Origin of the sequence: Streptomyces sp. NPDC019396, assembly GCF_040632375.1 — a bacterium.
GTDB lineage: Bacteria > Actinomycetota > Actinomycetes > Streptomycetales > Streptomycetaceae > Streptomyces.
Window position 1 is genome coordinate 88,867 of the sequence record NZ_JBEYBS010000024.1, and the last position, 23,841, is coordinate 112,707.

The 23,841-nt window shown below is 70.2% G+C and carries 22 protein-coding genes; 5 read left to right on the top strand and 17 right to left on the bottom strand.

Features of this window, described 5'->3' with window-relative positions:
• Positions 1-34: 34 nt before the first annotated feature.
• The 14 genes from ABZ532_RS25185 to pyrR form a co-directional block, all read right to left on the bottom strand.
• Complete coding sequence (locus ABZ532_RS25185) at positions 35-2,179, bottom strand: primosomal protein N' (RefSeq protein WP_361287982.1); 2,145 nt, start codon at positions 2,177-2,179, stop codon at positions 35-37.
• A 107-nt stretch (positions 2,180-2,286) separates the two neighbouring features.
• The gene (gene metK / locus ABZ532_RS25190; protein WP_361287985.1) at positions 2,287-3,495 is read right to left on the bottom strand and encodes a methionine adenosyltransferase; all 1,209 of its coding nucleotides are present in this window, start codon (positions 3,493-3,495) and stop codon (positions 2,287-2,289) included.
• A gap of 361 nt (positions 3,496-3,856) precedes the next feature.
• Positions 3,857-5,059, bottom strand: a complete 1,203-nt coding sequence (gene coaBC / locus ABZ532_RS25195; RefSeq protein ID WP_361287988.1) for a bifunctional phosphopantothenoylcysteine decarboxylase/phosphopantothenate--cysteine ligase CoaBC — start codon at positions 5,057-5,059, stop codon at positions 3,857-3,859.
• A 180-nt stretch (positions 5,060-5,239) separates the two neighbouring features.
• Positions 5,240-5,512 (bottom strand): DNA-directed RNA polymerase subunit omega, encoded by a 273-nt coding sequence (gene rpoZ, locus ABZ532_RS25200; RefSeq protein WP_039649019.1) that lies wholly within the window; start codon positions 5,510-5,512, stop codon positions 5,240-5,242.
• A 60-nt stretch (positions 5,513-5,572) separates the two neighbouring features.
• Positions 5,573-6,136, bottom strand: coding sequence for a guanylate kinase (gmk, locus tag ABZ532_RS25205; RefSeq protein WP_361287992.1), 564 nt, complete (start codon positions 6,134-6,136; stop codon positions 5,573-5,575).
• Positions 6,137-6,174: 38 nt separating this feature from the next.
• Positions 6,175-6,498 carry an integration host factor gene (locus ABZ532_RS25210; RefSeq protein WP_005319887.1) on the bottom strand — a complete coding sequence of 108 codons (324 nt, stop codon included), beginning with the start codon at positions 6,496-6,498 and terminating at the stop codon, positions 6,175-6,177.
• Positions 6,499-6,773: 275 nt separating this feature from the next.
• Positions 6,774-7,619 carry an orotidine-5'-phosphate decarboxylase gene (pyrF, locus tag ABZ532_RS25215; RefSeq protein ID WP_361287995.1) on the bottom strand — a complete coding sequence of 282 codons (846 nt, stop codon included), beginning with the start codon at positions 7,617-7,619 and terminating at the stop codon, positions 6,774-6,776.
• Positions 7,616-8,728, bottom strand: coding sequence for a quinone-dependent dihydroorotate dehydrogenase (locus tag ABZ532_RS25220; RefSeq protein ID WP_361288049.1), 1,113 nt, complete (start codon positions 8,726-8,728; stop codon positions 7,616-7,618). The genes pyrF and ABZ532_RS25220 overlap by 4 nt, the downstream gene beginning before the upstream one ends.
• A gap of 93 nt (positions 8,729-8,821) precedes the next feature.
• Positions 8,822-12,130: a carbamoyl-phosphate synthase large subunit gene (carB, locus tag ABZ532_RS25225; RefSeq protein ID WP_361287998.1), complete on the bottom strand. Its 3,309-nt coding sequence runs from the start codon at positions 12,128-12,130 to the stop codon at positions 8,822-8,824.
• A complete protein-coding gene (gene carA, locus ABZ532_RS25230) occupies positions 12,123-13,262 on the bottom strand; it encodes a glutamine-hydrolyzing carbamoyl-phosphate synthase small subunit (RefSeq protein ID WP_361288001.1) in 1,140 nt (379 codons plus the stop codon). The genes carB and carA overlap by 8 nt, the downstream gene beginning before the upstream one ends.
• On the bottom strand, positions 13,259-13,894 hold the full coding sequence (locus tag ABZ532_RS25235) for a hypothetical protein (protein ID WP_361288004.1): 636 nt from the start codon (positions 13,892-13,894) through the stop codon (positions 13,259-13,261). Before ABZ532_RS25235 ends, carA begins: the two co-directional genes overlap by 4 nt.
• Complete coding sequence (locus ABZ532_RS25240; RefSeq protein WP_361288006.1) at positions 13,891-15,177, bottom strand: dihydroorotase; 1,287 nt, start codon at positions 15,175-15,177, stop codon at positions 13,891-13,893. The genes ABZ532_RS25235 and ABZ532_RS25240 overlap by 4 nt, the downstream gene beginning before the upstream one ends.
• 2 nt (positions 15,178-15,179) lie before the next feature.
• Positions 15,180-16,166, bottom strand: a complete 987-nt coding sequence (locus tag ABZ532_RS25245) for an aspartate carbamoyltransferase catalytic subunit (RefSeq protein ID WP_361288009.1) — start codon at positions 16,164-16,166, stop codon at positions 15,180-15,182.
• Positions 16,167-16,297: 131 nt separating this feature from the next.
• Positions 16,298-16,873, bottom strand: coding sequence for a bifunctional pyr operon transcriptional regulator/uracil phosphoribosyltransferase PyrR (gene pyrR / locus ABZ532_RS25250; protein WP_361288012.1), 576 nt, complete (start codon positions 16,871-16,873; stop codon positions 16,298-16,300).
• Between the two features lie 221 nt (positions 16,874-17,094).
• Between pyrR and bldD the strand changes: the two genes are divergently transcribed.
• Entirely contained in the window at positions 17,095-17,595 is a 501-nt protein-coding gene (gene bldD, locus ABZ532_RS25255) for a transcriptional regulator BldD (RefSeq protein ID WP_017945577.1), read from the top strand.
• A gap of 299 nt (positions 17,596-17,894) precedes the next feature.
• Here bldD and nusB read toward each other — a convergent pair whose 3' ends face one another.
• The 3 genes from nusB to ABZ532_RS25270 are packed head-to-tail and all read right to left on the bottom strand — an operon-like array spanning position 17,895 to position 20,070.
• Positions 17,895-18,326 carry a transcription antitermination factor NusB gene (nusB, locus tag ABZ532_RS25260; protein ID WP_361288015.1) on the bottom strand — a complete coding sequence of 144 codons (432 nt, stop codon included), beginning with the start codon at positions 18,324-18,326 and terminating at the stop codon, positions 17,895-17,897.
• Positions 18,327-18,328: 2 nt separating this feature from the next.
• Positions 18,329-18,895, bottom strand: coding sequence for an elongation factor P (efp, locus tag ABZ532_RS25265; RefSeq protein WP_361288018.1), 567 nt, complete (start codon positions 18,893-18,895; stop codon positions 18,329-18,331).
• Between the two features lie 59 nt (positions 18,896-18,954).
• The gene (locus ABZ532_RS25270) at positions 18,955-20,070 is read right to left on the bottom strand and encodes an aminopeptidase P family protein (protein ID WP_361288021.1); all 1,116 of its coding nucleotides are present in this window, start codon (positions 20,068-20,070) and stop codon (positions 18,955-18,957) included.
• A 941-nt stretch (positions 20,071-21,011) separates the two neighbouring features.
• Between ABZ532_RS25270 and ABZ532_RS25275 the strand changes: the two genes are divergently transcribed.
• The 4 genes from ABZ532_RS25275 to ABZ532_RS25290 form a co-directional block, all read left to right on the top strand.
• Entirely contained in the window at positions 21,012-21,164 is a 153-nt protein-coding gene (locus ABZ532_RS25275) for a hypothetical protein (protein WP_361288024.1), read from the top strand.
• Between the two features lie 202 nt (positions 21,165-21,366).
• Positions 21,367-21,705, top strand: a complete 339-nt coding sequence (locus ABZ532_RS25280) for a MerR family transcriptional regulator (RefSeq protein ID WP_361288027.1) — start codon at positions 21,367-21,369, stop codon at positions 21,703-21,705.
• A gap of 851 nt (positions 21,706-22,556) precedes the next feature.
• Entirely contained in the window at positions 22,557-22,760 is a 204-nt protein-coding gene (locus ABZ532_RS25285; RefSeq protein WP_030722003.1) for a cold-shock protein, read from the top strand.
• 374 nt (positions 22,761-23,134) lie between these two features.
• A partial coding sequence (locus ABZ532_RS25290) for a DEAD/DEAH box helicase (RefSeq protein WP_361288031.1) occupies positions 23,135-23,841 on the top strand: 707 nt, incomplete at its 3' end.

Genomic DNA, 23,841 nt, shown 5'->3' on the forward strand with positions numbered 1-23,841 from the left:
GCCCGCCCACCCCGAACCGGCGGCCGGCGAGGCGCTATCCGATGTCCGGGGGGTCGATGCGGATCCGCACCGGATCTCCCCCGCCCCGCGCCAGTCGTGACGCCTGCGCCGATTTCAGGGCGGAGGCCAGTGTCGCCCCACTGCCGGGAGGCACCCTCAGCAGCGCACGTTCCCAGTGCTCACCCGGCGGCGGGTCCCCGGGCCTGCGGGGGCGGCCGGGGGCCACAGGGGGCAGTGGGACCGGGCCGAGAACCTCCGCGTCGGACGGGAGGGAGGCGGTCGCCAGGAACGCGGCAACCGCGTCCGCTCGACCCGTCACGGACGCCATCCGGGACACCGGGGGGAAGCCCAACTCGGCACGCTCGGCCAGTTCACGCCGGGCGTGGCCCACAGGGTCCCACCGCACCAGTGCCTGCACGGGGCGCAGGGTGGGCTCGGCGACGACCACCACGGTGCCGCCCTCCTCCTGACCCCTCACCAGAGCTGCCGCGCTCAGCCAGCGCCGCAGGGCCTCCTCGCCTGATCTCAGATCGGGCCTGCCCAGCATCGCCCAGCCGTCGAGCAGCAGAGCCGCCGCGTATCCGCCGTCAGCGACCGGTTCCGCGCCCGGGGTGCTGACGACCAGCGCGGGCCGGTCGGGCACGGTGTCGAGGACATGGTCACGCCCGGACGTGCGCACCGGCACGGCAGGGAAGACCCGTCCCAGCTCCTCGGCGGTGCGCCGGGCGCCCACCACCTGGGCCCGCAGCCGGGTGCCACCGCACCCGGCGCAGTGCCACTCGCCGGCGTCCCTGCCGCACCATCCGCAGCGCAGGTCACGCTCCCGGGGTGCCTCCAGGGGCCCTGCGCAGTGCCCGCAGCGGGCAGCCGCACGGCACCCTTCGCAAGCCAGCCGGGGTACGTACCCCCTGCGGGGCACCTGCACCAGCACCGGCCCGGTGCGCAGCCCGTCGCGCACGGTCTGCCAGGCCAGGCTCGGCAGTCGCGCCGCTCGTGCCGCCTCGTCCCGGGCGAGCTCTCCGTCGCCGACGGTCCGTACCAGCGGGGCCGCCTCGCGCACCCGGGCGCGGTCCGCGGCCAGCGGCCCGGCCCAGCCGCTCTCGATGAGCTGGGCGGCCTCGACCGTGCAACTCACCGATCCCATCAGGAAGCCGCACTTGTCGTGCGCCGCCCGCAGCAGCAGCACCTCCCGCGCATGGGGCAGCGGGGCGTGCTGCTCGCTGTGGCTGGAGTCGCCGTCCTCCCACAGCGCGACCAGGCCGAGCTCGCGGACGGGCGCGAACATCGCGGCCCGGGTCCCGATCACCGCCCGCACCGATCCACGGCGCACGGCGAGCCACCGCCGGTAGCGTTTCTCGGGTCCCGCTTCGGCGGTGAGCACCGCGTGCCGCCCCTCGCCGACGAGCCCGGTCAGCGCCTCGTCCACCCGTGCCACGGACCGGCCGTCGGGCAGGACGACCAGCGCGCCGCGACCGGACGCCAGGGTCGCGGCAACGGCCCTGGCCAGTTCCTCGGCCCAGTGCGGCCCCGGCAGCGCGTTCCACACGGCCCGCGGGGCTCCTCCGGTGGCGAGTGCCTCCAGGAAGCCGGGACCGCGTGGGTAGCGTGCCCACGTCCCGGGGTCGGGTGCCCCTGGCGGCGGCAGCGGCTCCGGGGAGGGCTTCGCCTCGGCCCGGGCGCTGCGCGGTGGCACGGCGAGCTGCAGCACATCAGCCAGGCTGCCCGCGTAACGGTCGGCGACCGCCCTGGTCAGCGCGAGCAGCTCGGGGCTGAGCACCGGTTCGGGCGAGACGACGTCGGCGAGCGCGGCCAGCGGTCCCGCGTAGTCCGACTCGGCCCGGCGCTCCACGATGAATCCGTCGGTCAGCCGTCCGCCTTCACGCCGACCGGCACGGACCTGGTGCGCCCCCGCGCCGAACCGCACCCGCACCCGCACCCCCGGCTGGGCGACGGCGTCCAGCTCCTCGGGCACGGCGTAGTCGAAGAACTGGTCGAGGTGGAGCACGCCCTTGTTGACCACCACCCTGGCCACCGGCAGGCCGCCGGCGAGCGCCGCTCCGCGCCAGGTACGCGGCCTGGCCCGCGGGGCCTTGGCCTTGCGCACGGTGTCCCGAATGAGCGCAAGCTGCTCGGGCGGTCCGTCCCCGGTCCGCCCGGTACTTTCGTCGCCGCTGCTCACAGCGACATTCCTACCAGACGGGGCTGACAGGACCGGGCGGCCGCCGGGCATGCGGGAGCCCCGGACGGCATCCGTCCGGGGCTCCCGCGAAAGACTGTCGTCAGGGCTTACAGACCGGCCGCCGCCCGCAGCGCTTCCACCCGGTCCGTGCGCTCCCAGGTGAAGTCGGGGAGCTCGCGGCCGAAGTGGCCGTACGCCGCGCTCTGGGCGTAGATCGGGCGGAGCAGGTCGAGGTCGCGGATGATCGCGGCAGGGCGGAGGTCGAAGACCTCGGCGATGGCGTTCTCGATCTTGTCGGTCTCGATCGTGGCGGTACCGAAGGTCTCCACGAACAGGCCGACGGGTTCGGCCTTGCCGATCGCGTACGCGACCTGGACCTCGCAGCGCGCGGCGAGGCCGGCGGCCACGACGTTCTTGGCGACCCAGCGCATGGCGTAGGCGGCGGAGCGGTCGACCTTGGACGGGTCCTTGCCGGAGAAGGCACCACCACCGTGGCGGGCCATACCGCCGTAGGTGTCGATGATGATCTTGCGTCCGGTGAGACCCGCGTCGCCCATCGGGCCGCCGATCTCGAAGCGGCCGGTCGGGTTCACGAGCAGGCGGTAGCCGTCGGTGTCCAGCTTGATACCGTCCTCGACGAGCTCCTTGAGCACGTACTCGACCACGAACTCGCGGATGTCGGGCGCGAGCAGCGACTCGAGGTCGATGTCGGAGGCGTGCTGCGAGGAGACCACGACCGTGTCGAGCCGGACGGCCTTGTCGCCGTCGTACTCGATGGTGACCTGGGTCTTGCCGTCGGGGCGCAGGTAGGGGATGGTCCCGTTCTTGCGGACCTCGGACAGACGGCGCGAGAGCCGGTGCGCGAGGTGGATCGGCAGCGGCATCAGCTCGGGGGTCTCGTCGCAGGCGTACCCGAACATCAGGCCCTGGTCGCCGGCGCCCTGCTTGTCGAGCTCGTCGTCATCGCCTTCGACCCTGGACTCGTAGGCCGTGTCGACACCCTGCGCGATGTCCGGGGACTGCGCGCCGATGGACACCGACACACCACAGGAGGCGCCGTCGAAGCCCTTCTTCGAAGAGTCGTAACCGATCTCGAGGATCTTGTTGCGCACCAGGGTGGGGATATCGGCGTAGGCCTTCGTGGTCACCTCTCCGGCCACGTGCACCAGGCCGGTGGTGATCAGCGTCTCGACGGCGACACGGGAGGAGGGGTCCTCCTGGAGCAGAGCGTCGAGGATGGTGTCGCTGATCTGGTCAGCGATCTTGTCGGGGTGGCCTTCGGTGACGGACTCCGAGGTGAACAGGCGACGGGACACAACGCTCCCTGGGGTTGCAGCGGCTGCTGGCTGATCATTGGTGGACCGGCCGGGGGCTGCGCCCCACGTCGTTCCGAGGACAGTTTATCGGGAGCGGTCGGCGGTTGGACTACGTGTCCGGCCTCACGGGAGTCGTTCAGCCACACAAAGTACCGACTGAAGCACACAGTGCCGGTCGTCACAGAGGATCTGAATCGCCGGTTCCGCCGTATGCCGACCGCATGCCGCGGCGACTCACTGCGGTATGCGGCATTCGTCACGCCTTGATCCGGAAGCCGTCCTTCACCTCCGCACCCGCCGAATGCGGCGTGCGTCACATTCGGCGTGTCGCCGCGCGGACGTGAAATCAGGCCAGGTTCCGTCAGGGCAGCCGGACCGCCACCAGATCCCACACGGTCTCCGCGAGGGCTTCCTTGGGCCCGTACGGCACGGGGGTCTCACCGCCGTCGGCGGCCAGCACCACGGCTTCGTTCTCCTCGGAACCGAAGGTCTTGCGCTCCCCCACCTCATTGACGACCAGCAGGTCGCAGCCCTTGCGACGGAGCTTGACGCGGCCGTTGGCGAGGACGTCGTCGGTCTCGGCGGCGAAGCCCACGACGATCTGGCCCGGGCGGGCGCGGTCGGCGGAGATCTCGGCGAGGATGTCGGGGTTGCGCACCAGGGCGACCGGCGCGGGCTCCTGACCTTCCTTCTTCTTGATCTTGCCTGCCGCATAGGCCGCCGGGCGGAAGTCGGCGACCGCCGCCGCCATGACCACCACATCGGCCTGAAGAGCCGCCTTGACCACGGCCTCGCGGAGCTGCACCGCCGTGCCGGTGTGGACCACGTCCACGCCCGCCGGGTCGGCGAAGCCGGTGTTGGCCTCGATCAGGGTCACCCTGGCGCCGCGGGCCGCTGCCGTGCGGGCCAGCGCGTATCCCTGCTTGCCGGAGGAGCGGTTTCCCAGGTAGCGCACGGGGTCGAGGGGCTCGCGGGTGCCGCCCGCGCTGATGACGACATGACGGCCGACGAGGTCCGGAGTGCGGACACCGCGCGCCAGGACGCTCCGGCAGACCTCGAAGATCTCGGCCGGCTCGGGCAGCCGCCCCTTGCCCGTGTCCACACCGGTGAGCCGGCCGACAGCCGGCTCGATGACCAGCGCGCCGCGGCGCCGCAGTGTCGCCACGTTCTCCTGGGTCGCCGGGTGCTCCCACATCTCGGTGTGCATCGCGGGGGCGAAGACCACCGGGCACCGGGCGGTGAGCAGGGTGTTGGTCAACAGGTCGTCGGCGAGCCCGTGGGCGGCCTTGGCCAGCAGGTCAGCGGTGGCGGGGGCCACCACGACCAGCTCCGCCTCCTGCCCGATGCGCACATGCGGGACCTCGTGGACGTCCGACCAGACCTCGGTGGACACGGGGTGCCCGGAGAGTGCCGACCAGGTGGGGGCGCCGACGAAGTTCAGGGCCGACGCGGTGGGGACGACGCGGACGTCGTGCCCGGACTCGGTCAGCCTGCGCAGCAGCTCGCACGCCTTGTAGGCGGCGATGCCGCCGCTGACTCCCAGTACGACCTTCGGCTTGTCCACTGCGTTCCCGCTCCCCACGGACGGCGATCACCGTCGCCTTCGACGACACACCTTCGTCCGACACACATCAGGTTTGTCCGACACACATCAGGCTGACACACCACAGGCCCGGCCGGACGCTTCCCCTCGCTGGGCGGTGGGAGGTGCCCCGGCCGGGCCTGTGGTGACGTAGAGACGCGCCTACTGCGCCGGGCCCTCGATGGCCTCGGAGGTCAGCAGACCCGCGTTGATCTCACGCAGGGAGATCGAGAGCGGCTTCTCGTGGACGTGGGTGTCCACCAGCGGACCGACGTACTCGAGCAGACCCTCGCCGAGCTGCGAGTAGTACGCGTTGATCTGGCGCGCGCGCTTGGCCGCGTAGATCACGAGGCTGTACTTCGAGTCAGTGGCCTCGAGGAGCTCGTCGATCGGCGGGTTGATGATGCCCTCGGGCGCGGTGATGGAAGAGGACACGCTCTGCCTTCCGATGGTTTCAAGGAGATCTTCGAAGGACGTCAGGAAATCAGACGAAGATCAAACGACTGCCATCAAGGCTAGCAGCTCACGCGCCACGTCCTCGACGGAGGTGTTGACCAGGGTGGTGTCGAATTCGGACTCGGCCGCCAGCTCGACCTTCGCGGCCTCGAGGCGGCGCTCGATCACGTCTGGCGCCTCGGTGCCGCGGCCGGTGAGCCTGCGTACCAGTTCGTCCCAGCTCGGCGGGGCCAGGAACACCAGCTGAGAGTCCGGCATGGACTCCTTGACCTGCCGGGCGCCCTGGAGATCGATCTCGAGCAGCACCGGCTCGCCGGACTCCAGGCGCTCCTGGACCGCCTTGCGCGGGGTGCCGTAGCGGTTGCCCGCGAACTCCGCCCATTCCAGCAGCTCACCATTGGCGATCAGCTTGTCGAACTCGTCATCCGAGACGAAGTAGTACTGAACGCCGTGCCGCTCCCCGGGGCGGGGCTTACGGGTGGTGGCCGACACCGAGAGCCAGACCTCGGGGTGGACCTTGCGCATATGAGCGACGACCGTGCTCTTGCCCACCCCGGAGGGGCCGGAGAGCACGGTCAGCCGCGGACGTACCTCTGCTGCCATGCAGCGATTATCCAGGTTCTCGGGAGTGCCCGGGAACGTCAGGCGGCGCCGCCGCCGAACTCGCGCTCAAGAGAGGCGATCTGGTTGGAGCCGAGACCCCGGACGCGACGGCTCTCGGAAATGCCGAGCCGCTCCATGATCTGCTTGGCACGGACCTTGCCGACGCCGGGCAGGGACTCCAGCAGGGCCGAGACCTTCATCTTTCCGATGACATCGTTCTCCTGGCCCTGCTTGATGACCTCATGGAGAGAGGCACCGGAGTGCTTGAGTCGATTCTTGACCTCGGCCCGCTCCCGGCGAGCCGCGGCGGCCTTTTCGAGCGCGGCTGCGCGCTGTTCAGGGGTAAGGGGCGGAAGAGCCACGCCTACGTCACCTCGGATGTCGAACTGTCGGATACGGACCGGTGAGGAACACAACGGCCCCACACCAGGCGCCAACGAGCAACACATACCTCGCGCTGCATCGCCGGCTCTCGACGGAGACTAGCGGCCTAGACCGCTCCCGTCAGCGAGAACAGCGGAAAAGTCCTGGTCAGCATCGGCTGACCAGGACATTCCAGACATACTGACCCGGTTTCTGTCAAGAAACCGTCGGTCAAACGCGCAGGTGGCGACCTCGGCACCGAACCCGGACGGAGCTACTCGGCGGTAGCGACGGCGGCCCGCACCTCGTCCGTGAAGCGGGCGGCCGATTCGCGCAGCGCAGCGATGTCCGGGCCGTTGCGCAGGACCCCGCGGCTCACGTTCGGCAGGACATTGCGGACCAACGCGCCGAAGACACCCGGCAGCTCCGCCGGGGTCGCGCCCTGGGCTCCGATGCCCGGCGCGAGCAGCGGGCCGTTGATGTCCAGATCGGCACCCGCCTGGCCGAGCGTGGCACCCACCACCGCGCCGACCGAGCCCAGCGGCCGGGCTCCGGCGTTCTCGTCGGCCATGTGGTTCAGCATGAGCTGGGCCAGTGAGACCCCGCCCGCCGCAGTCGCCCGCTGGACCTCGGCGCCCTCCGGGTTGGAAGTCAGGGCCAGCACGAACACTCCCGCGCCGCTCTCCCGGGCCATGTCGAGCGCCGGGCGCAGCGAGCCGAAGCCGAGGTACGGCGAGACCGTGACGGCGTCGGAGAACAGCGGGGAGTCCTTGCGCAGGTAGGTCTCGGCGTAGGCGGCCATGGTCGAGCCGATGTCACCGCGCTTGGCGTCCATCAGCACCAGGGCACCCGCGGCGCGGGCCTCCTCGACCGCCTTCTCCAGGACGGCGACGCCTCGCGAGCCGAAGCGCTCGAAGAACGCCGACTGCGGCTTCAGCACGGCGACCCGGTCGGCGAGCGCCTCGACGACGGTCCGGCTGAAGCGCTCGAGACCGGCCACATCGTCGTCGAGGCCCCAGGCTGTGAGCAGCGCGGCATGCGGGTCGATGCCGACGCACAGCGGGCCGCGGGTGTCCATGGCACGGCGCAGCCGGGCGCCGAATGCTTCCTGGGGGCTCATGCGCTGGCCGCCTTCCTGGTGTCGGCGCCGACGGCTTCGGCGAGGGTGGCGTACGGGCTGGCCGCGAGGCGGGCGGCCAGGCCCTTGTGGATCGCGCGGGCGTAGAACGGGCCCTCGTAGATGAAGGCGCTGTAGCCCTGGACCAGGGTCGCACCGGCCAGAATGCGCTGCCAGGCGTCTTCGGCGTTCTCGACGCCTCCGACACCGACGAGGGTGATCCGGCCGCCCACGCGGGCGTACAGGCGGCGCAGGACCGCCAGGGAGCGCTCCTTGACGGGTGCGCCGGACAGTCCGCCGGCCTCCTGCACCAGCTCGGGGTCCGACTTCAGCCCGAGGCCGTCGCGGGCGATGGTGGTGTTGGTGGCGATGATGCCGTCGAGGCCGAGTTCGACCGCGAGGTCGGCGACGGCGTCGACGTCCTCGTCGGCCAGGTCGGGGGCGATCTTGACCAGCAGCGGCACCCTGCGGCCGGTGACGGTGCGGTCGGCTGCCTCGCGTACGGCGGCGAGGAGGGGACGCAGGGACTCGGTCGCCTGGAGGTTGCGCAGCCCGGGGGTGTTGGGCGAGCTGACGTTGACGACGAGGTAGTCGGCGTGCGCGGCCAGCCGCTCGGTGGAGGTGACGTAGTCGCCGACGGCCTCGGACTCGGGCACGACCTTGGTCTTGCCGATGTTGACGCCGACGACGGTCCTGAACACCGCCCGGCGGGCCGCGAGCCGTTCCGCGACTGCGGCGGAGCCATCGTTGTTGAAGCCCATCCGGTTGATCAGGGCCCGGTCGGGGATCAGCCGGAAAAGGCGCTTGCGGGGGTTGCCGGGCTGCGGCTGGGCGGTGACCGTACCGATCTCGACATGGTCGAAGCCGAGCATGCTCATGCCGTCGATGGCGACGGCGTTCTTGTCGAAGCCGGCGGCGAGCCCGAAGGGGCCGTGCATGCGCAGGCCCAGGGCCTCGGTGCGCAGCTCCTTGTGGCGGGGGGCCAGGGCGGCGGCGACGAACGTCCGCAGCACGGGAACGCGGGCCGCGAGGCGGATCCAGCGGACGGCCAGGTGGTGGGCGTCCTCGGGGTCCATGCGCTTGAAGACCGTGTGGAAGAAGAAGTCGTACATCGAATCGGTGTCCTGTGTCCTCACGGAGACATGTGTCAGACAGGTGCCTTCATGAAGAGGGGGACACCGTTGCCGGTGTCCCCCTCTCGGCTGCTACTCGCGGCCCGCGGTCAGGTGTTCCGCGTGTTCCTGGAGTGAGCGCACTCCCACGCCTCCGTGGTTGAGCGCGTCGATGCCCTGGACGGCGGCGGCGAGCGCCTGGACCGTTGTCAGGCACGGGACTCCGCGGGCCACGGCCGCCGTGCGGATCTCGTAGCCGTCGAGCCTGCCGCCGGTGCCGTACGGGGTGTTGACGATCAGGTCGACCTGGCCGTCGTGGATGAGCTGGACGATGGTCCGCTCGCCGTTCGGGCCCTCGCCCTCGGACTGCTTGCGCACGATGGTGGCGTTGAGGCCGTTGCGCTTGAGCACCTCCGCCGTGCCGGACGTGGCGAGCAGCTCGAAGCCGTGGGCCACCAGCTCACGGGCCGGGAAGATCATCGAGCGCTTGTCGCGGTTGGCGACGGAGATGAAGGCGCGGCCCTTGGTGGGCAGCGGGCCGTAGGCGCCGGCCTGGGACTTGGCGTAGGCGGTGCCGAAGACCGAGTCGATGCCCATGACCTCGCCGGTGGAGCGCATCTCCGGGCCGAGGACGGTGTCGACACCGCGCCCGTGGATGTCGCGGAAGCGGCTCCACGGCATCACGGCCTCCTTGACGGAGATCGGGGCGTCCATGGGCAGCGTGCCGCCGTCGCCCTCAGCGGGCAGCAGGCCCTCCGCACGCAGCTCGGCGATGGTGGCGCCGAGCGAGATCCGCGCGGCAGCCTTGGCGAGCGGCACCGCGGTGGCCTTGGAGGTGAAGGGCACGGTACGGGAGGCACGCGGGTTGGCCTCCAGCACGTACAGGATGTCGCCGGCCATCGCGAACTGGATGTTGATCAGTCCGCGCACACCGACGCCCTTGGCGATCGCCTCGGTCGAGGCCCGCAGCCGCTTGACGTCGAAGCCGCCCAGGGTGATCGGGGGCAGCGCGCAGGCGGAGTCGCCGGAGTGGATACCGGCCTCCTCGATGTGCTCCATGACGCCCCCGAGGTAGAGCTCGGTGCCGTCGTAGAGGGCGTCGACGTCGATCTCGATGGCGTCGTCGAGGAAGCGGTCGACCAGCACGGGGCGGTCGGCACTGATCTCGGTGGACTCGGCGATGTACGACTCGAGGCGGGTCTCGTCGTAGACGATCTCCATGCCGCGGCCGCCGAGCACGTACGACGGGCGTACGAGGACGGGGTAGCCGATCTCGTCGGCGATCGCCTTGGCCGCGGCGAAGGTGCTCGCGGTGCCGTGCTTGGGAGCGGGCAGCCCGGCCTCGGCGAGTACGCGGCCGAAGGCGCCGCGGTCCTCGGCGGCGTGGATCGCCTCGGGCGAGGTGCCCACGACCGGGACGCCGTTGTCCTTGAGCGCCTGCGACAGGCCCAGCGGGGTCTGCCCGCCGAGCTGGACCACCACACCGGCGACCGGGCCGGCGAGGGTCTCGGCGTGGACGATCTCCAGCACGTCCTCGAGGGTGAGCGGCTCGAAGTAGAGCCGGTCGGAGGTGTCGTAGTCGGTGGAGACGGTCTCCGGGTTGCAGTTGACCATCACGGTCTCGAAGCCCGCTTCGCTCAGCGCGAAGGAGGCGTGGACGCAGGAGTAGTCGAACTCGATGCCCTGGCCGATGCGGTTGGGTCCCGAGCCGAGGATGATCACCGCGGGCTTCTGGCGCGGGGCGACCTCGGTCTCCTCGTCGTACGAGGAGTAGAAGTACGGGGTCTTCGCGGCGAACTCGGCGGCGCAGGTGTCGACCGTCTTGTAGACGGGCCGGATGCCGAGGGCGTGCCGCACCTCACGGACCACGTCCTCGCGCAGTCCGCGGATCCCGGCGATCTGGGTGTCGGAGAAGCCGTGCCGCTTGGCCTCGGCGAGCAGCTCGGGGTCGAGCTTGCCGGCGGCCGCCAGCTCGTCGGCGATCTCCTTGATGAGGAAGAGCTGGTCCACGAACCAGGGGTCGATCTTCGAGGACTCGAAGATCTCCTCGGGGGTGGCACCGGCGCGGATCGCCTGCATGACGGTGTTGATCCGGCCGTCGGTGGGACGGGCGGAATCGCGCAGCAGCTCGGCCTTGTCGCCGAGCGGGCTCGTGAAGTCGAACTGCGAGCCCTTCTTCTCCAGGGAGCGCAACGCCTTCTGGAGGGCCTCGGTGAAGTTGCGGCCGATCGCCATGGCCTCGCCCACCGACTTCATGGTGGTGGTGAGGGTGTTGTCGGCGGACGGGAACTTCTCGAAGGCGAAGCGCGGGGCCTTGACCACCACGTAGTCGAGCGTCGGCTCGAAGGAGGCCGGGGTCTGCTCGGTGATGTCGTTGGGGATCTCGTCCAAGGTGTAGCCGACGGCGAGCCGGGCGGCGATCTTCGCGATCGGGAAGCCGGTGGCCTTGGATGCCAGTGCCGAGGACCGGGAGACCCGGGGGTTCATCTCGATGACGATGACCCGGCCGTCCTCGGGGTCGACGGCGAACTGGATGTTACAGCCGCCGGTGTCCACGCCGACCTCGCGGATGACGGCGATACCGATGTCACGCAGGATCTGGTACTCGCGGTCGGTCAGGGTCATCGCCGGGGCGACGGTGATGGAGTCACCGGTGTGCACGCCCATCGGGTCGAAGTTCTCGATGGAGCAGACGACCACGACGTTGTCGTTCTTGTCGCGCATCAGCTCCAGCTCGTACTCCTTCCAGCCGAGGATGGACTCCTCCAGGAGCACCTCGGTGGTGGGCGACAGGGTGAGGCCCTGTCCCGCGATACGGCGCAGCTCGTCCTCGTCGTGCGCGAAGCCGGATCCGGCGCCGCCCATGGTGAAGGAGGGCCGGACGACCACCGGGTAGCCGCCGAGGGTGTCGACGCCCTTGAGCACGTCGTCCATGGAGTGGCAGATGACGGAGCGGGCGGACTCGCCGTGACCGATCTTGCGGTTGACGGCCTCGACGACGCCCTTGAAGAGGTCGCGGTCCTCGCCCTTGTTGATGGCCTCGACGTTCGCGCCGATGAGCTCGACGCCGTACTTCTCCAGCGTCCCGGCCTCGTGCAGGGAGATCGCGGTGTTCAGCGCGGTCTGGCCGCCGAGGGTGGGGAGCAGGGCGTCGGGGCGCTCCTTGGCGATGATCTTCTCGACGAACTCGGGGGTGATCGGCTCGACATAGGTGGCGTCGGCGATCTCCGGGTCGGTCATGATCGTCGCCGGGTTGGAGTTCACCAGGATGACCCGCAGACCCTCGGACTTGAGGACCCGGCAGGCCTGGGTGCCGGAGTAGTCGAACTCGGCTGCCTGGCCGATGACGATCGGGCCGGAGCCGATGACCAGGACGGACTGGATATCGGTGCGCTTAGGCACGCTGGCCCTCCATCAGGGAGACGAAGCGGTCGAACAGGTACGCGGCGTCGTGCGGACCCGCGGCGGCTTCGGGGTGGTACTGGACACTGAAGGCCGGCTGGTCGAGCAGCCGGAGGCCCTCCACCACGTCGTCGTTGAGGCAGACGTGGGAGACCTCGGCACGGCCGAAGGGGGTTTCGGAGACCTTGTCGAGCGGGGCGTCGACGGCGAATCCGTGGTTGTGCGCGGTGACCTCGACCTTGCCGGTCGTACGGTCCTGTACGGGCTGGTTGATGCCGCGGTGGCCGTACTTGAGCTTGTACGTGCCGAAGCCGAGCGCCCGGCCCAGGATCTGGTTGCCGAAGCAGATGCCGAACAGCGGCGTCCTGCGCTCGAGCACGGCCCGCATCACGGATACGGCGTGGTCGGCGGTGGCCGGGTCACCGGGACCGTTGGAGAAGAACACCCCGTCCGGGTTCACGGCGTAGACGTCGTCAGCGGTCGCGGTGGCGGGCAGCACGTGCACCTCGATGCCGCGTTCGGCCATCCGGTGCGGGGTCATTCCCTTGATGCCGAGGTCGACGGCGGCGACGGTGAACTTCCTGTCACCGACCGCGGGGACGACATAGGGCTCCTTGGTGGCGACCTCGGCGGCGAGGTCGGCGCCCTTCATCTCGGGTGCCTGGCGCACCTCGGCGAGCATCGTGCCCTCGTCGGGCAGTGCGTTCCCGGAGAAGATCCCGACCCGCATCGCTCCCCGCTCACGCAGGTGGCGGGTGAGGGCGCGGGTGTCGACGCCGCTGATGCCGACGACACCCTGGCGGGCCAGCTCCTCGTCCAGGGAGCGCCGGGAGCGCCAGTTGGAGGGGATGCGGGCGGGGTCACGGACGACGTATCCGGCCACCCAGATGCGGGATGATTCGGGGTCCTCGTCGTTGACGCCCGTGTTGCCGACGTGCGGGGCGGTCATCACCACGACTTGGCGGTGGTACGAGGGGTCGGTGAGGGTCTCCTGGTAGCCGGTCATGCCGGTGGAGAACACGGCCTCGCCGAAGGTCACCCCCACGGCCCCGTAGGCACGGCCGCGGAAGGTGCGGCCGTCCTCCAGGACGAGTACGGCGGGAACGCGGGTTCCCCTGGTGGAGGTCGTCATCGTGCGGCGCCTTCCGTCGGGATCGTGGTGTGCTGCGCGGTTGTCGGGTCTGTCGGGATCGCGGTGTGCGGCGCGGTTGCCGGGCCGAGTGCGTTGACGGCCTCGACCCAGGCGGCGTGCTCGGCCGCGTGGTCGGAGCGGAAGCCGGAGTCGATCTGCCGCTCTCCGTGCTCCCAGGTGATGATCAGCAGTCCGCCTTCGGCGAGGACCTTGCCGGCGATGCCCTTGCCCAGCCGCGCCCCGCGCAGGGCGGCGGCCGGAATGAGGAAATCGGTGGCCCCGGGGCGTACGACGCCGACCCCGGCGTCGGTGAGGCTCAGCTCGACGCGGCTGCGGGTGCCGAGGCCGTGCGCCACGATGCGGTCGAGCCACTGGCCCGCGCTGGTCGAGCCGTGGTAGCGGCCGGTGAGGCTCAGCCGCGCGGGTCCCGTGGTTTCGGGCACGGTGGGCAGCCCGGGCAGATCCGACTGGAGTTCACCGCGCCACTTCCATCCCTGGCGCATCAGCCAGTAGACGAGGGCGACGAAGAGCAGGAGGCCCAGCACCCAGCCGATGCGGGCGGCCCAGTCGGTCACCTCCGCGGACTTCGGTCCGACCGGTTCGGCTGCCAGATTGATCAGTGCAGGTGTCACGCCAGCTTCCCGTCCATGAGCGTCGCCCGGCCCCGCAGGAAGGTGTGGGTGACGCGACCCGGCAGCTCACGGCCCTCGTAGGGGGTGTTGCGGCTGCGGGAGGCGAAGCCCGCGGGGTCCACCGTTCCACGGTATGCCGGATCGACCAGGGTGAGGTTGGCGGGCTCACCAGCCGAGACGGGACGGCCGTGGCCGTCGGCCCTTCCGATCCGTGCGGGGGCGAACGACATCCGGTCCGCGACGCCCTCCCAGGTCAGCAGTCCGGTCTCGATCATCGTCTGCTGGACGACGGACAGGGCGGTCTCGAGGCCGACCATGCCCATCGCCGCCGCGGCCCACTCGCAGTCCTTGTCCTCGTGGGGGTGCGGGGCGTGGTCGGTGGCGACGATGTCGATCGTGCCGTCCGCGAGGGCCTCGCGCAGCGCCATGACGTCGTGCTCGGTCCGCAGCGGCGGATTGACCTTGTAGATCGGGTTGTACGTACGGACCAGCTCGTCGGTGAGGAGCAGGTGGTGCGGGGTGACCTCGGCGGTGACGTCGATGCCGCGGGACTTGGCCCAGCGGACGATCGCGACCGAGCCCGCCGTCGACAGATGGCAGACGTGGACGCGGGAGCCGACGTGCTCGGCGAGCAGCACGTCGCGGGCGATGATCGACTCCTCGGCGACGGCGGGCCAGCCGCCCAGGCCCAGCTCGGCCGAGACGACGCCCTCGTTCATCTGGGCGCCCTCGGTCAGCCGCGGCTCCTGGGCGTGCTGGGCGACGACCCCGCCGAAGGCTTTCACGTACTCCAGGGCCCGGCGCATGATCACGGCGTCGTCCACGCACTTGCCGTCGTCCGAGAACACGGTGACACCCGCGGCGGACTCGTGCATCGCGCCGAGCTCGGCGAGCTTCTTGCCCTCAAGGCCCACGGTGACGGCGCCGATGGGCTGCACATCGCAGTAGCCGTGTTCGCGGCCGAGGCGCCACACCTGCTCGACCACGCCCGCGGTGTCGGCGACCGGGAAGGTGTTGGCCATGGCGAACACGGAGGTGTAGCCACCGCTGGCGGCGGCGCGGGTGCCGGTGAGGACGGTCTCGGAGTCCTCACGCCCGGGCTCGCGCAGATGAGTGTGCAGGTCGACGAGGCCGGGCAGCAGGATCTTGCCCTGGGCCTCGATGACGGTGGCATCGCCGGCATCCAGCTCCGCGCCCACCGCGGCGATCGTCTCGCCCTCGATCAGGACGTCCCGCGCCTCGCCGCCGAGTACCTTCGCGCCACGGATAAGGATCTTGCTCATGGTTACTTCGTCTCCTCGGTGCGGGCGTTCGTGACGGACGCGGCGGGTTCGGAACCGCCGAGCAGCAGGTAGAGGACGGCCATCCGGATGGACACACCGTTGGCCACCTGCTCGACCGCGGTACAGCGGTCCGAGTCGGCCACCTCGGCGGTGATCTCCATGCCCCGGTTCATCGGCCCGGGATGCATCACGACGGCGTGCCCGGGCATCCGGGCCATCCGGTCCCCGTCGAGGCCGTAGCGGCGCGAGTACTCGCGCTCGGTCGGGAAGAACGCGGCGTTCATCCGCTCGCGCTGCACCCGCAGCATCATCACCGCGTCGGACTTCGGCAGCACGCTGTCGAGGTCGTACGAGACCTCGCACGGCCAGGCCCCGACGCCGACCGGGACCAGCGTGGGCGGGGCCACGAGGGTGACCTGGGCGCCCAGGGTGTGCAGCAGATGGACGTTGGATCGGGCCACCCGGCTGTGCAGCACGTCGCCGACGATCGTGATCCGACGGCCTTCCAGGTCGCGCCCCATGCCCGTGTCCCGGCCGACGAGGCGGCGGCGCATCGTGAAGGCGTCCAGCAGGGCCTGGGTGGGGTGCTCGTGCGTACCGTCGCCCGCGTTGACGACGGCGCCGTCGATCCAGCCCGAGTTCGCGAGCCGGTAGGGCGCACCGGAGGCGTGATGGCGGATCACGACCGCGTCGGCGCCCATCGCCTCCAGGGTGAGCGCGGTGTCCTTCAGGGACTCGCCCTTAGAGACGGACGACCCCTTGGCGGAGAAGTTGATGACATCGGCGGAGAGTCGCTTGGCGGCGGCCTCGAAGGAGATCCGGGTACGCGTCGAGTCCTCGAAGAAGAGGTTGACGACGGTACGTCCGCGCAGGGTGGGCAGCTTCTTGATCGGCCGGTCGGCGACCCGTGCCATCTCCTCGGCGGTGTCGAGGACGAGGACGGCGTCGTCACGGGTGAGGTCGGCGGCCGAGATGAGGTGACGCTTCATCTGGGTGTGCTCCGGTGTGTGGCGGTATGCGGGGCATGCGGGCGCGCAGGCGCAGAACCGCGGGGCGCGGTGCCCTGGGCCGGGCGGGCGCGGTGTCCGGGAGGTACGGCTGTCCCGGACCGTACGAGGTGCTACGGCTGACCGGCGGGGGCGGTCTCACCCAGGCCGAGCAGCACGGTGTCGCGACCGTCCTCCTCGGCGAGCTGGACCTTGACCGTCTCCCGGAGCGACGTGGGCAGGTTCTTCCCGACGTAGTCGGCGCGGATCGGCAGTTCCCGGTGGCCTCGGTCGACGAGCACCGCCAGCTGGACGGCACGCGGACGGCCGATGTCGCCCAGTGCGTCGAGGGCGGCGCGGATGGTGCGCCCGGAGAAGAGCACGTCATCGACGAGAACGACCAGACGGCCGTCGATGCCGTCTGCGGGAATTTCGGTGCGCGCGAGGGCCCGAGCGGGACGAAGCCGCAGGTCATCGCGGTACATGGTGATGTCGAGCGAGCCGACCGGAACAGTGCGTCCGGTGATCTCGGCGAGCTTGTCGGCGAGTCGGCGGGCAAGATGGATCCCGCGCGTCGGGATGCCGAGGAGCACCACGTCTTCGGCGCCCTTGGCGCGTTCGACGATCTCGTGTGCGATGCGGGTCAGTACCCGCGCGATGTCGGGGCCCTCAAGGACGGGGCGCGCGGCATCGGAGCTGTGTGCGTCCATACGAAACGGACCTCCTTCTCCGCCTCACGGGACGGACCTTAAAGGACGTCGGAATGTGCGTCGTCCACGGTACCAGGGGCTGACAGGTGCCCTGGTCACACCCCTCGGGAGGGTCGCACGGACCTTTCGGCTTGACGCAGCCAAATCACGCTGCGTAACCTCACAGTGAGTGACCAGCCGCGCGGCCGAGCCGCACGTCGATTCAGTGTCCGGGGAGCTATATGTCCAGCGAATACGCAAAGCAGCTCGGGGCCAAGCTCCGCGCCATCCGCACCCAGCAGGGGCTCTCGCTCCACGGGGTGGAGGAGAAGTCCCAGGGCCGCTGGAAGGCCGTTGTCGTCGGGTCCTACGAGCGCGGCGACCGCGCCGTGACCGTTCAGCGCCTTGCCGAGCTGGCGGACTTCTACGGCGTCCCGGTGCAGGAGCTCCTCCCGGGCACCACGCCCGGCGGAGCCGCCGAGCCGCCGCCGAAGCTCGTTCTCGATCTGGAGCGCCTGGCCCATGTCCCCGCGGAGAAGGCAGGGCCGCTCCAGCGCTATGCCGCGACGATCCAGAGCCAGCGCGGTGACTACAACGGCAAGGTGCTCTCGATCCGCCAGGACGACCTGCGCACGCTTGCCGTGATCTACGACCAGTCCCCGTCGGTCCTGACCGAGCAGCTGATCAGCTGGGGCGTGCTGGACGCGGATGCGAGGCGTGCGGTCGCCCACGAAGAGGGCTGAGACTCCGCAGAAACGTGCCGCCGGGCCGGGGGGAGCGAGAGCTTCTGCCGGCCCGGCGGCGTTTCCGGCGCGGCCGCGTCCCCTGGGGTCCCGCGGCGCCGGGTGACCAGGTCGCGGCGTGCCGCACCCCGTTGCGGCTCCGCAGTGCCCGTCTCCCCCGGGCTTCGTCGGGGGTCGGGACAGGCTCAGGGATTCGTCGGACCTGGTCCGGCGGCGGGGAGTGCTGTTGGGCTCCCTCACGGAAACACGGTGGCCCCGCAGTACGTGTACTGCGGGGCCACCGTGGTGAGAACGGAGAGCTATGCCTCGCGGCGCAGGCTCGGCTTGAGGTCCTTCACACGGGCGAGGAGCCCGTTCACGAACGAGGGGGACTCGTCCGTGGAGAACTCCTTGGCCAGCTGGACCGCCTCGTCGATGACGACCGCGTCCGGGGTCTCGTCCACCCAGACCAGCTCGTACGCTCCGAGCCGCAGAATGTTGCGGTCCACCACCGGCATGCGGTCGAGCGACCAGCCCACCGAGTAGGTGGCGATGAGTTCGTCGATACGGTCCGCCTGCTTCGCGTACCCCTCGACCAGCTCCATCGTGTACTCGTTCACCGGCGGCTGACGGTCGTCGGTCCGGGCGTGCCGGATCCAGTCGGCGAGGACCGTCTGCACGGAAACCCCGCGCTGGTCGGCCTCGAAGAGGATCTGGAAGGCACGCTTGCGGGCCTTGTTGCGGGCAGCCACGGTTAGCTGTTCACCCGGCCGAGGTAGTCGCCGGAACGGGTGTCGACCTTGATCTTCTCGCCGGTGGTGATGAAGAGCGGCACCTGGATGGTGTAGCCGGTCTCCAGGGTGGCGGGCTTGGTGCCACCGGTGGAGCGGTCGCCCTGGACGCCGGGCTCGGTCTCCTGGATGACGAGCTCGACCGCGGCCGGGAGCTCGACGTAGAGCACCTCGCCCTCGTGCGTCGCCACGGTGGCGGTGAAGCCCTCGATGAGGAAGTTGGCGGCGTCGCCGACCGCGGGACGGGAGACGTGCAGCTGGTCGTACGTCTGCATGTCCATGAAGACGAAGTACTCGCCATCCATGTACGAGAACTGCATGTCGCGGCGGTCGACGGTGGCCGTCTCGACCTTGATGCCGGCGTTGAAGGTCTTGTCGACGATCTTTCCGGACAGCACGTTCTTGAGCTTGGTGCGCACGAAGGCCGGGCCCTTGCCGGGCTTGACGTGCTGGAACTCGACGACGGACCAGAGCTGGTCGTTGTCGAGCTTGAGCACCATGCCGTTCTTGAGGTCGTTCGTGGTGGCCACGGTTGCGGAATCTCCTGGACTGACGCTGGTGGACGACCCAGGAGTGCGAAGGTCCGCGCCTACAGCGCGAGCAGCTCCTTGGTCGTGATGGTGAGTAGCTCGGGTCCGCCGTCCGCCTCCTGGCGCACGACGAGCGTGTCATCGATCCGGACCCCGCCCCGGCCCGGGAGGTGGACCCCCGGTTCGACGGTGACCGGCACACAAGCGTCCAGTTTACCCATGGCCGCAGGGGCCAGCTGCGGGTCCTCGTCGATTTCGAGTCCGACGCCGTGCCCGATCCAGGGTGTGAGGCCGTCGGCGTGCCCCGCACCGGTGAGTACCTGGCGGGCCGCCCGGTCCACGTCGCGGTAGGCGACGCCGGGCGCCAGGGCCTCACGTCCGGCGCGCTGAGCGGCGAAGACGAGGTCGTACAGCTCGATCTGCCAGTCGGCCGGAGTGGTGCCGATGACGAAGGTCCGGCCGATCTCGCAACGGTAGCCACGGTAGTTGGCGCCGAGGCAGACGGAGAGGAAATCACCCTCCTCGACCCGCCGGTCGGAGGGGCGGTGGCCGCTCAGTCCGGCGTTGGGCCCGGTGGCCACACAGGTGGGGAAGGCGGGGCCGTCAGCGCCGTGGTCCACGAGGCGCCGCTCCAGTTCGAGGGCGAGATGGCGCTCGGTGCGGCCGACGAGAATGGATTCGAGGAGCTCGCCGAGGGCCTGGTCGGCGATCTCGGCGGCGATCCGGATACAGGCGATCTCCTCCTCGTCCTTGACCGTCCGCTGCTGCTCGACAGCCCCGCCCAGATCGCACAGGAGCAGCTGGGCTGCGACGGAACCGAGGGCCCGGTGCCGGGCGACGGTGAGGTGGTGCTCCTCGACGGCGAGGGAGTCGGCACCGGCCGCACGGGCGGCCTGTGCCGCGGCGACGGCGGGGTCACCGCCGTCGGCGGACAGCACGGTCTGCCGCATCTCGTCGTCGAGCCTGCCTTCCAGCGCGTCCCCCGACGGGGTGCTGGGGCTCACGAGCGTGTCCCCTCCCGGCCCGTCGGGACCGAGCAGCAGTACGGCGCCTGGGGGCGCGGCGCCTGCGAGATAGCGGACATTGGCAGGCCGCGACACCAGCGCCGCGGCGCTTCCCGCGGCTGCGAACCTGTCCCGCAGCCGCCCTCGTCGGGCAGCGAACACCTCGGACATGACTCGAGCGTAAGAGCGTGGGGGCGATTCGGCCGGTCGAGCGCGGCCGTGCGGGGCACGGAGACGGTGAACGGTCCGGCACCCGAGTGCCCGGCGTTCCGGGTCTCCCCCCGGCGCCCCGCGGCAAGCCCCGGCCATGCCCGGCTTTGCAGTGACAGAAGCCCGGCTCTCCGCCGGGCCCGGTGGCCTGCTGCACGGCGGGCGCCGCCTCCGTGCCCCACGCGCGCCCCGTTCACCCCTTCGGCCCTGGGATTGGTATGACGGGCCGCCCGGCGCGCGCCTATCGCTCCGCTTCAGCCGGATGTCGCGTGATGGCCGGTCCCCGGCAGGCCCGGCAGGCCTGGTGTCCGCGCCTGCCGGGGAGCCTCGGCCGGGCAGCAGCGGGGACACGGCCCCCCCGGGGCGCAGGGCAAGCAGTGCGCGTGCCCTGCGCTGCCGGCCCTCACGCCTGCCCGGTGTCCGTACCCGGCCTGGGCGGTTGATCATGCTTGATCCCGTCATCGTCGTTGCCCGAGAGCGATGACCTCACCGCCGGACGAATGAAAATCTATGTTGGCCAGAGTAGACATTGGACGCTGGTGTGGTTATGGTTTCTCTCGTAGCCGTGAGACGACATCCGGGCCCGGCAGAGAAGTGCCGGGCAGCAGTACCCGCAGTTGCAACGCGTAGGACGGTTTGGTGCTGGAGTTCCGAAGCCAGAGTGGTTGCAGGACGGCGACGGGGCTGACGACCAGGCCGGGGGGCCCGCAGTTCAGGGGCCGCCGTGAGCAGTGCCGCAGTTGACGCAGTGCAGTAATCGTCAGTGCGGTTCGCAGCACCCAGCAGTGAAGTCAGTGAGCAGGGCCTCGGTAAAGGCGCTGGCTGCGGGCGCGCGTACCGGGCAGTTCGGCAGAGCGGGTTCCCGAGCCGAAGGAGACAGGCGACGGGCCCGGCGTCCGAAGGTGGTGCTGGGCGAGGCCACCGGCAGTACGCAACACCAGCAGTACAAGAAGTACCCGCATGACAGCAGTGTGCAGTTCCGGTTCGGCAAGTGGTTGATCAAGAGGAAGAACGGAGGAACGGGCGCCATCAGGATCGCCCGGGTGGATGTCTGAGCCCGGGTACCGCAGGACATCGTGAGTGAGGTGGTCTTCGGTCAAGCAACCGCGATCCCCGCATCCCCCAACCTCTCCCAGGTTGGTGTGCGGAAACAGAAGGCCGGCGCAGTACTGGGGCCGGCAGATGGTGTAGTAGTTCCTTCGGGGCCCTGGTGCCGGTAGGCACCAGGGCCCCTCGACGCGTTCCCAGAGAGGTGCAATGACCGCAGACGACTCCTTCGGCCGTCTCGATGACGACGACTACCCCGCCTACACGATGGGCCGGGCCGCCGAAATACTCGGCACCAGCCAGGGCTTTCTCCGCGCCATCGGCGAGGCCCGCCTGATCACCCCGCTCCGCTCCGAGGGCGGCCACCGCCGCTACTCCCGCTACCAGCTGCGCATCGCCGCCCGCGCCCGGGAACTCGTCGACCAGGGCACCCCCATCGAGGCCGCCTGCCGCATCATCATCCTCGAAGACCAACTCGAAGAAGCCCAACGCATCAACGCCGAATACCGCCGCGCCGCCGAATCGACCAACCCGACGACCGAGGTTTGATGCAGTGCGGGCCTGCGGTGTCGGGCGGGTCCCGCACACATGAGGGTGCGGTGCGTGGCGCAGGGGCCGTCTCCCGTGGCCATGGGATGGTGTGCGCCAGAATCGCGTCCACGTCAGCCGGCATGTCCGGAGGTTCCTTCGCTTACGTCCTCTGCGTGCGTTCTGCTGTGCCGCATATGATCAGGGTCGAGCCGCGAACAGCTGCGCGGCCCTGATCTGCGGCGGACCGGCGTACGGGCCGGTGAAATCGGCGCCGAATGAACGGCACGAATCGTGTCGCCGGGCCCAGGCCGTGTTGGAGAACTGGCGCCGCCCGCCCGGAGGGCGGGGCTCGCGGCGTCCGGTGCGTGCCAACGCGAGGCGCGTGGTACCCCCACCGAAGGTCGGGGGCACTCGTCCTCGTGCTAGGCGTCCGTGGACGATCCCGACAACGCAGCGAGTCTGCGTGCCGGGGCACCTCCCAGGCGAAGTCCTGGCGAAGTCGCGGGCCAGGCGGGAGTCCTCGAACACGGCACAGTCGCCTGGTGCATGAAGACGACGGCTCTTCCGGAGACACTGCGCTCCGGGCGGATCAATTTCTATGTCCGCGAGATGAGGGTTCAACGCGCGACGCGGGGAGCGTCTTTACCTCAATCGGCCCGGTGGATTCTTTTTCGTACGCGGGCCGCTACCACATGCTACTGTCAAGGTCAGTTGCAGTTGTGGTTCCCACCTTCAGGCGCTTTTCCGGCACTTTCAGCCGCTGGAAGCGTTTCGCATTCCGGTCCTTTCCGGACGGGGCATCATCGCGGCGACCCGGCCCCCCGCATGAGGGGTCCCGGCGTACTGCTGGCCCCCAAAGGAGATATGACATGGCGTCAGGCACTGTGAAGTGGTTCAACGCAGCCAAGGGTTTCGGCTTCATCGAGCAGGATGGTGGCGGCGCTGACGTGTTCGCCCACTTCTCGAACATCGCCGCCCAAGGCTTCCGTGAACTGGCCGAAGGCCAGAAGGTCACGTTCGACATCGCGCAGGGCCAGAAGGGCCCGACGGCCGAGAACATCGTTCCCGCCTGAGGCCTACCGCCCACTGGGCACCGGGGCGTGCCGCGGGCCCCTCCACGGGCGACGCCCCCCGTGAGCCTTTTCGTGGTCACCGATCCGGTGACGCCGGCAGTCATGGAAGAGGGCCTCGCTACGGGCGTGGGCCGACCACCGCCCGCAGGCTCTCCCCCTCAGGGATGCATGCCTTCCGGAACCACACCCCTCCACTTCCGGAATTCAGCGCCCACATGGCGTCACATATTTCATCGGCCATTTCATCGGCTGCATCGCATCGAATTCACTGCAGGCCAACGAATCGCATTCTATTCGGCCCCTTCTTGCGACTTTTCGCGCTGCTCTTCGCGACGGGAATTCCTTGATACGTGCCGTATCAAGGAAGGTTCTGAATGAGCCCGACACGTACGAATGACCGCTCCTCCCGAGCCCGCCACCGCACGGGCGGCCTTGCTTTCGGCTATGGCATGGGTGCGGGCAAGGGCGACCGCTCCGGCCCACCCGCTGCGAGCCGTTCCGGGCGTCCGAGCCGCTCGGGCGGATCCGGGCGGCGGCCCGCCGCAGCGCAGGGCGAGTTCTCGCTGCCGAAGCCGGTCACTCCGGCGCTGCCCGCCGTCGAGGCGTTCGCCGACCTCGACATGCCTGAGCAGCTGCTGGCCGCGCTCACCGCGCAGGGCCTGTCGGTGCCGTTCCCGATCCAGGGCGCGACCTTGCCGAACTCCCTGGCGGGCCGTCACGTCCTCGGTCGCGGGCGTACCGGTTCCGGGAAGACCCTGGCTTTCGGCCTGGCGCTGCTGGCCCGGACCGCCGGCCAGCGCGCCGAACCCCGTCAGCCGCTGGCCCTGATCCTCGTGCCGACGCGTGAGCTGGCGCAGCAGGTGACCGATGCGCTCGCCCCTTACGCCCGTGCGGTGAAGCTGCGCCTGGCCACTGTCGTGGGTGGAGTACCGGTGGGCAGGCAGGGCAATGCGCTGCGGGATGGTGCCGAGGTCGTGGTCGCGACGCCGGGTCGCCTGAAGGACCTCATCGACCGGGGTGACTGCCGGCTGGACCAGGTCGCGGTCACCGTCCTGGACGAGGCCGACCAGATGGCCGACAT

What these genes read in the sequence shown, in the direction of transcription:
- gmk (WP_361287992.1), bottom strand. Translation starts at nt 6,136, where the DNA reads ATGGCAGCAGAGGTACGTCCGCGGCTGACCGTGCTCTCCGGCCCCTCC.
- pyrF (WP_361287995.1), bottom strand. Translation starts at nt 7,619, where the DNA reads ATGAGCCCCCAGGAAGCATTCGGCGCCCGGCTGCGCCGTGCCATGGAC.
- ABZ532_RS25220 (WP_361288049.1), bottom strand. Translation starts at nt 8,728, where the DNA reads ATGTACGACTTCTTCTTCCACACGGTCTTCAAGCGCATGGACCCCGAG.
- carA (WP_361288001.1), bottom strand. Translation starts at nt 13,262, where the DNA reads ATGACGACCTCCACCAGGGGAACCCGCGTTCCCGCCGTACTCGTCCTG.
- ABZ532_RS25240 (WP_361288006.1), bottom strand. Translation starts at nt 15,177, where the DNA reads ATGAGCAAGATCCTTATCCGTGGCGCGAAGGTACTCGGCGGCGAGGCG.
- ABZ532_RS25245 (WP_361288009.1), bottom strand. Translation starts at nt 16,166, where the DNA reads ATGAAGCGTCACCTCATCTCGGCCGCCGACCTCACCCGTGACGACGCC.
- pyrR (WP_361288012.1), bottom strand. Translation starts at nt 16,873, where the DNA reads ATGGACGCACACAGCTCCGATGCCGCGCGCCCCGTCCTTGAGGGCCCC.
- bldD (WP_017945577.1), top strand. Translation starts at nt 17,095, where the DNA reads ATGTCCAGCGAATACGCAAAGCAGCTCGGGGCCAAGCTCCGCGCCATC.
- ABZ532_RS25270 (WP_361288021.1), bottom strand. Translation starts at nt 20,070, where the DNA reads ATGTCCGAGGTGTTCGCTGCCCGACGAGGGCGGCTGCGGGACAGGTTC.
- ABZ532_RS25280 (WP_361288027.1), top strand. Translation starts at nt 21,367, where the DNA reads ATGACCGCAGACGACTCCTTCGGCCGTCTCGATGACGACGACTACCCC.
- ABZ532_RS25285 (WP_030722003.1), top strand. Translation starts at nt 22,557, where the DNA reads ATGGCGTCAGGCACTGTGAAGTGGTTCAACGCAGCCAAGGGTTTCGGC.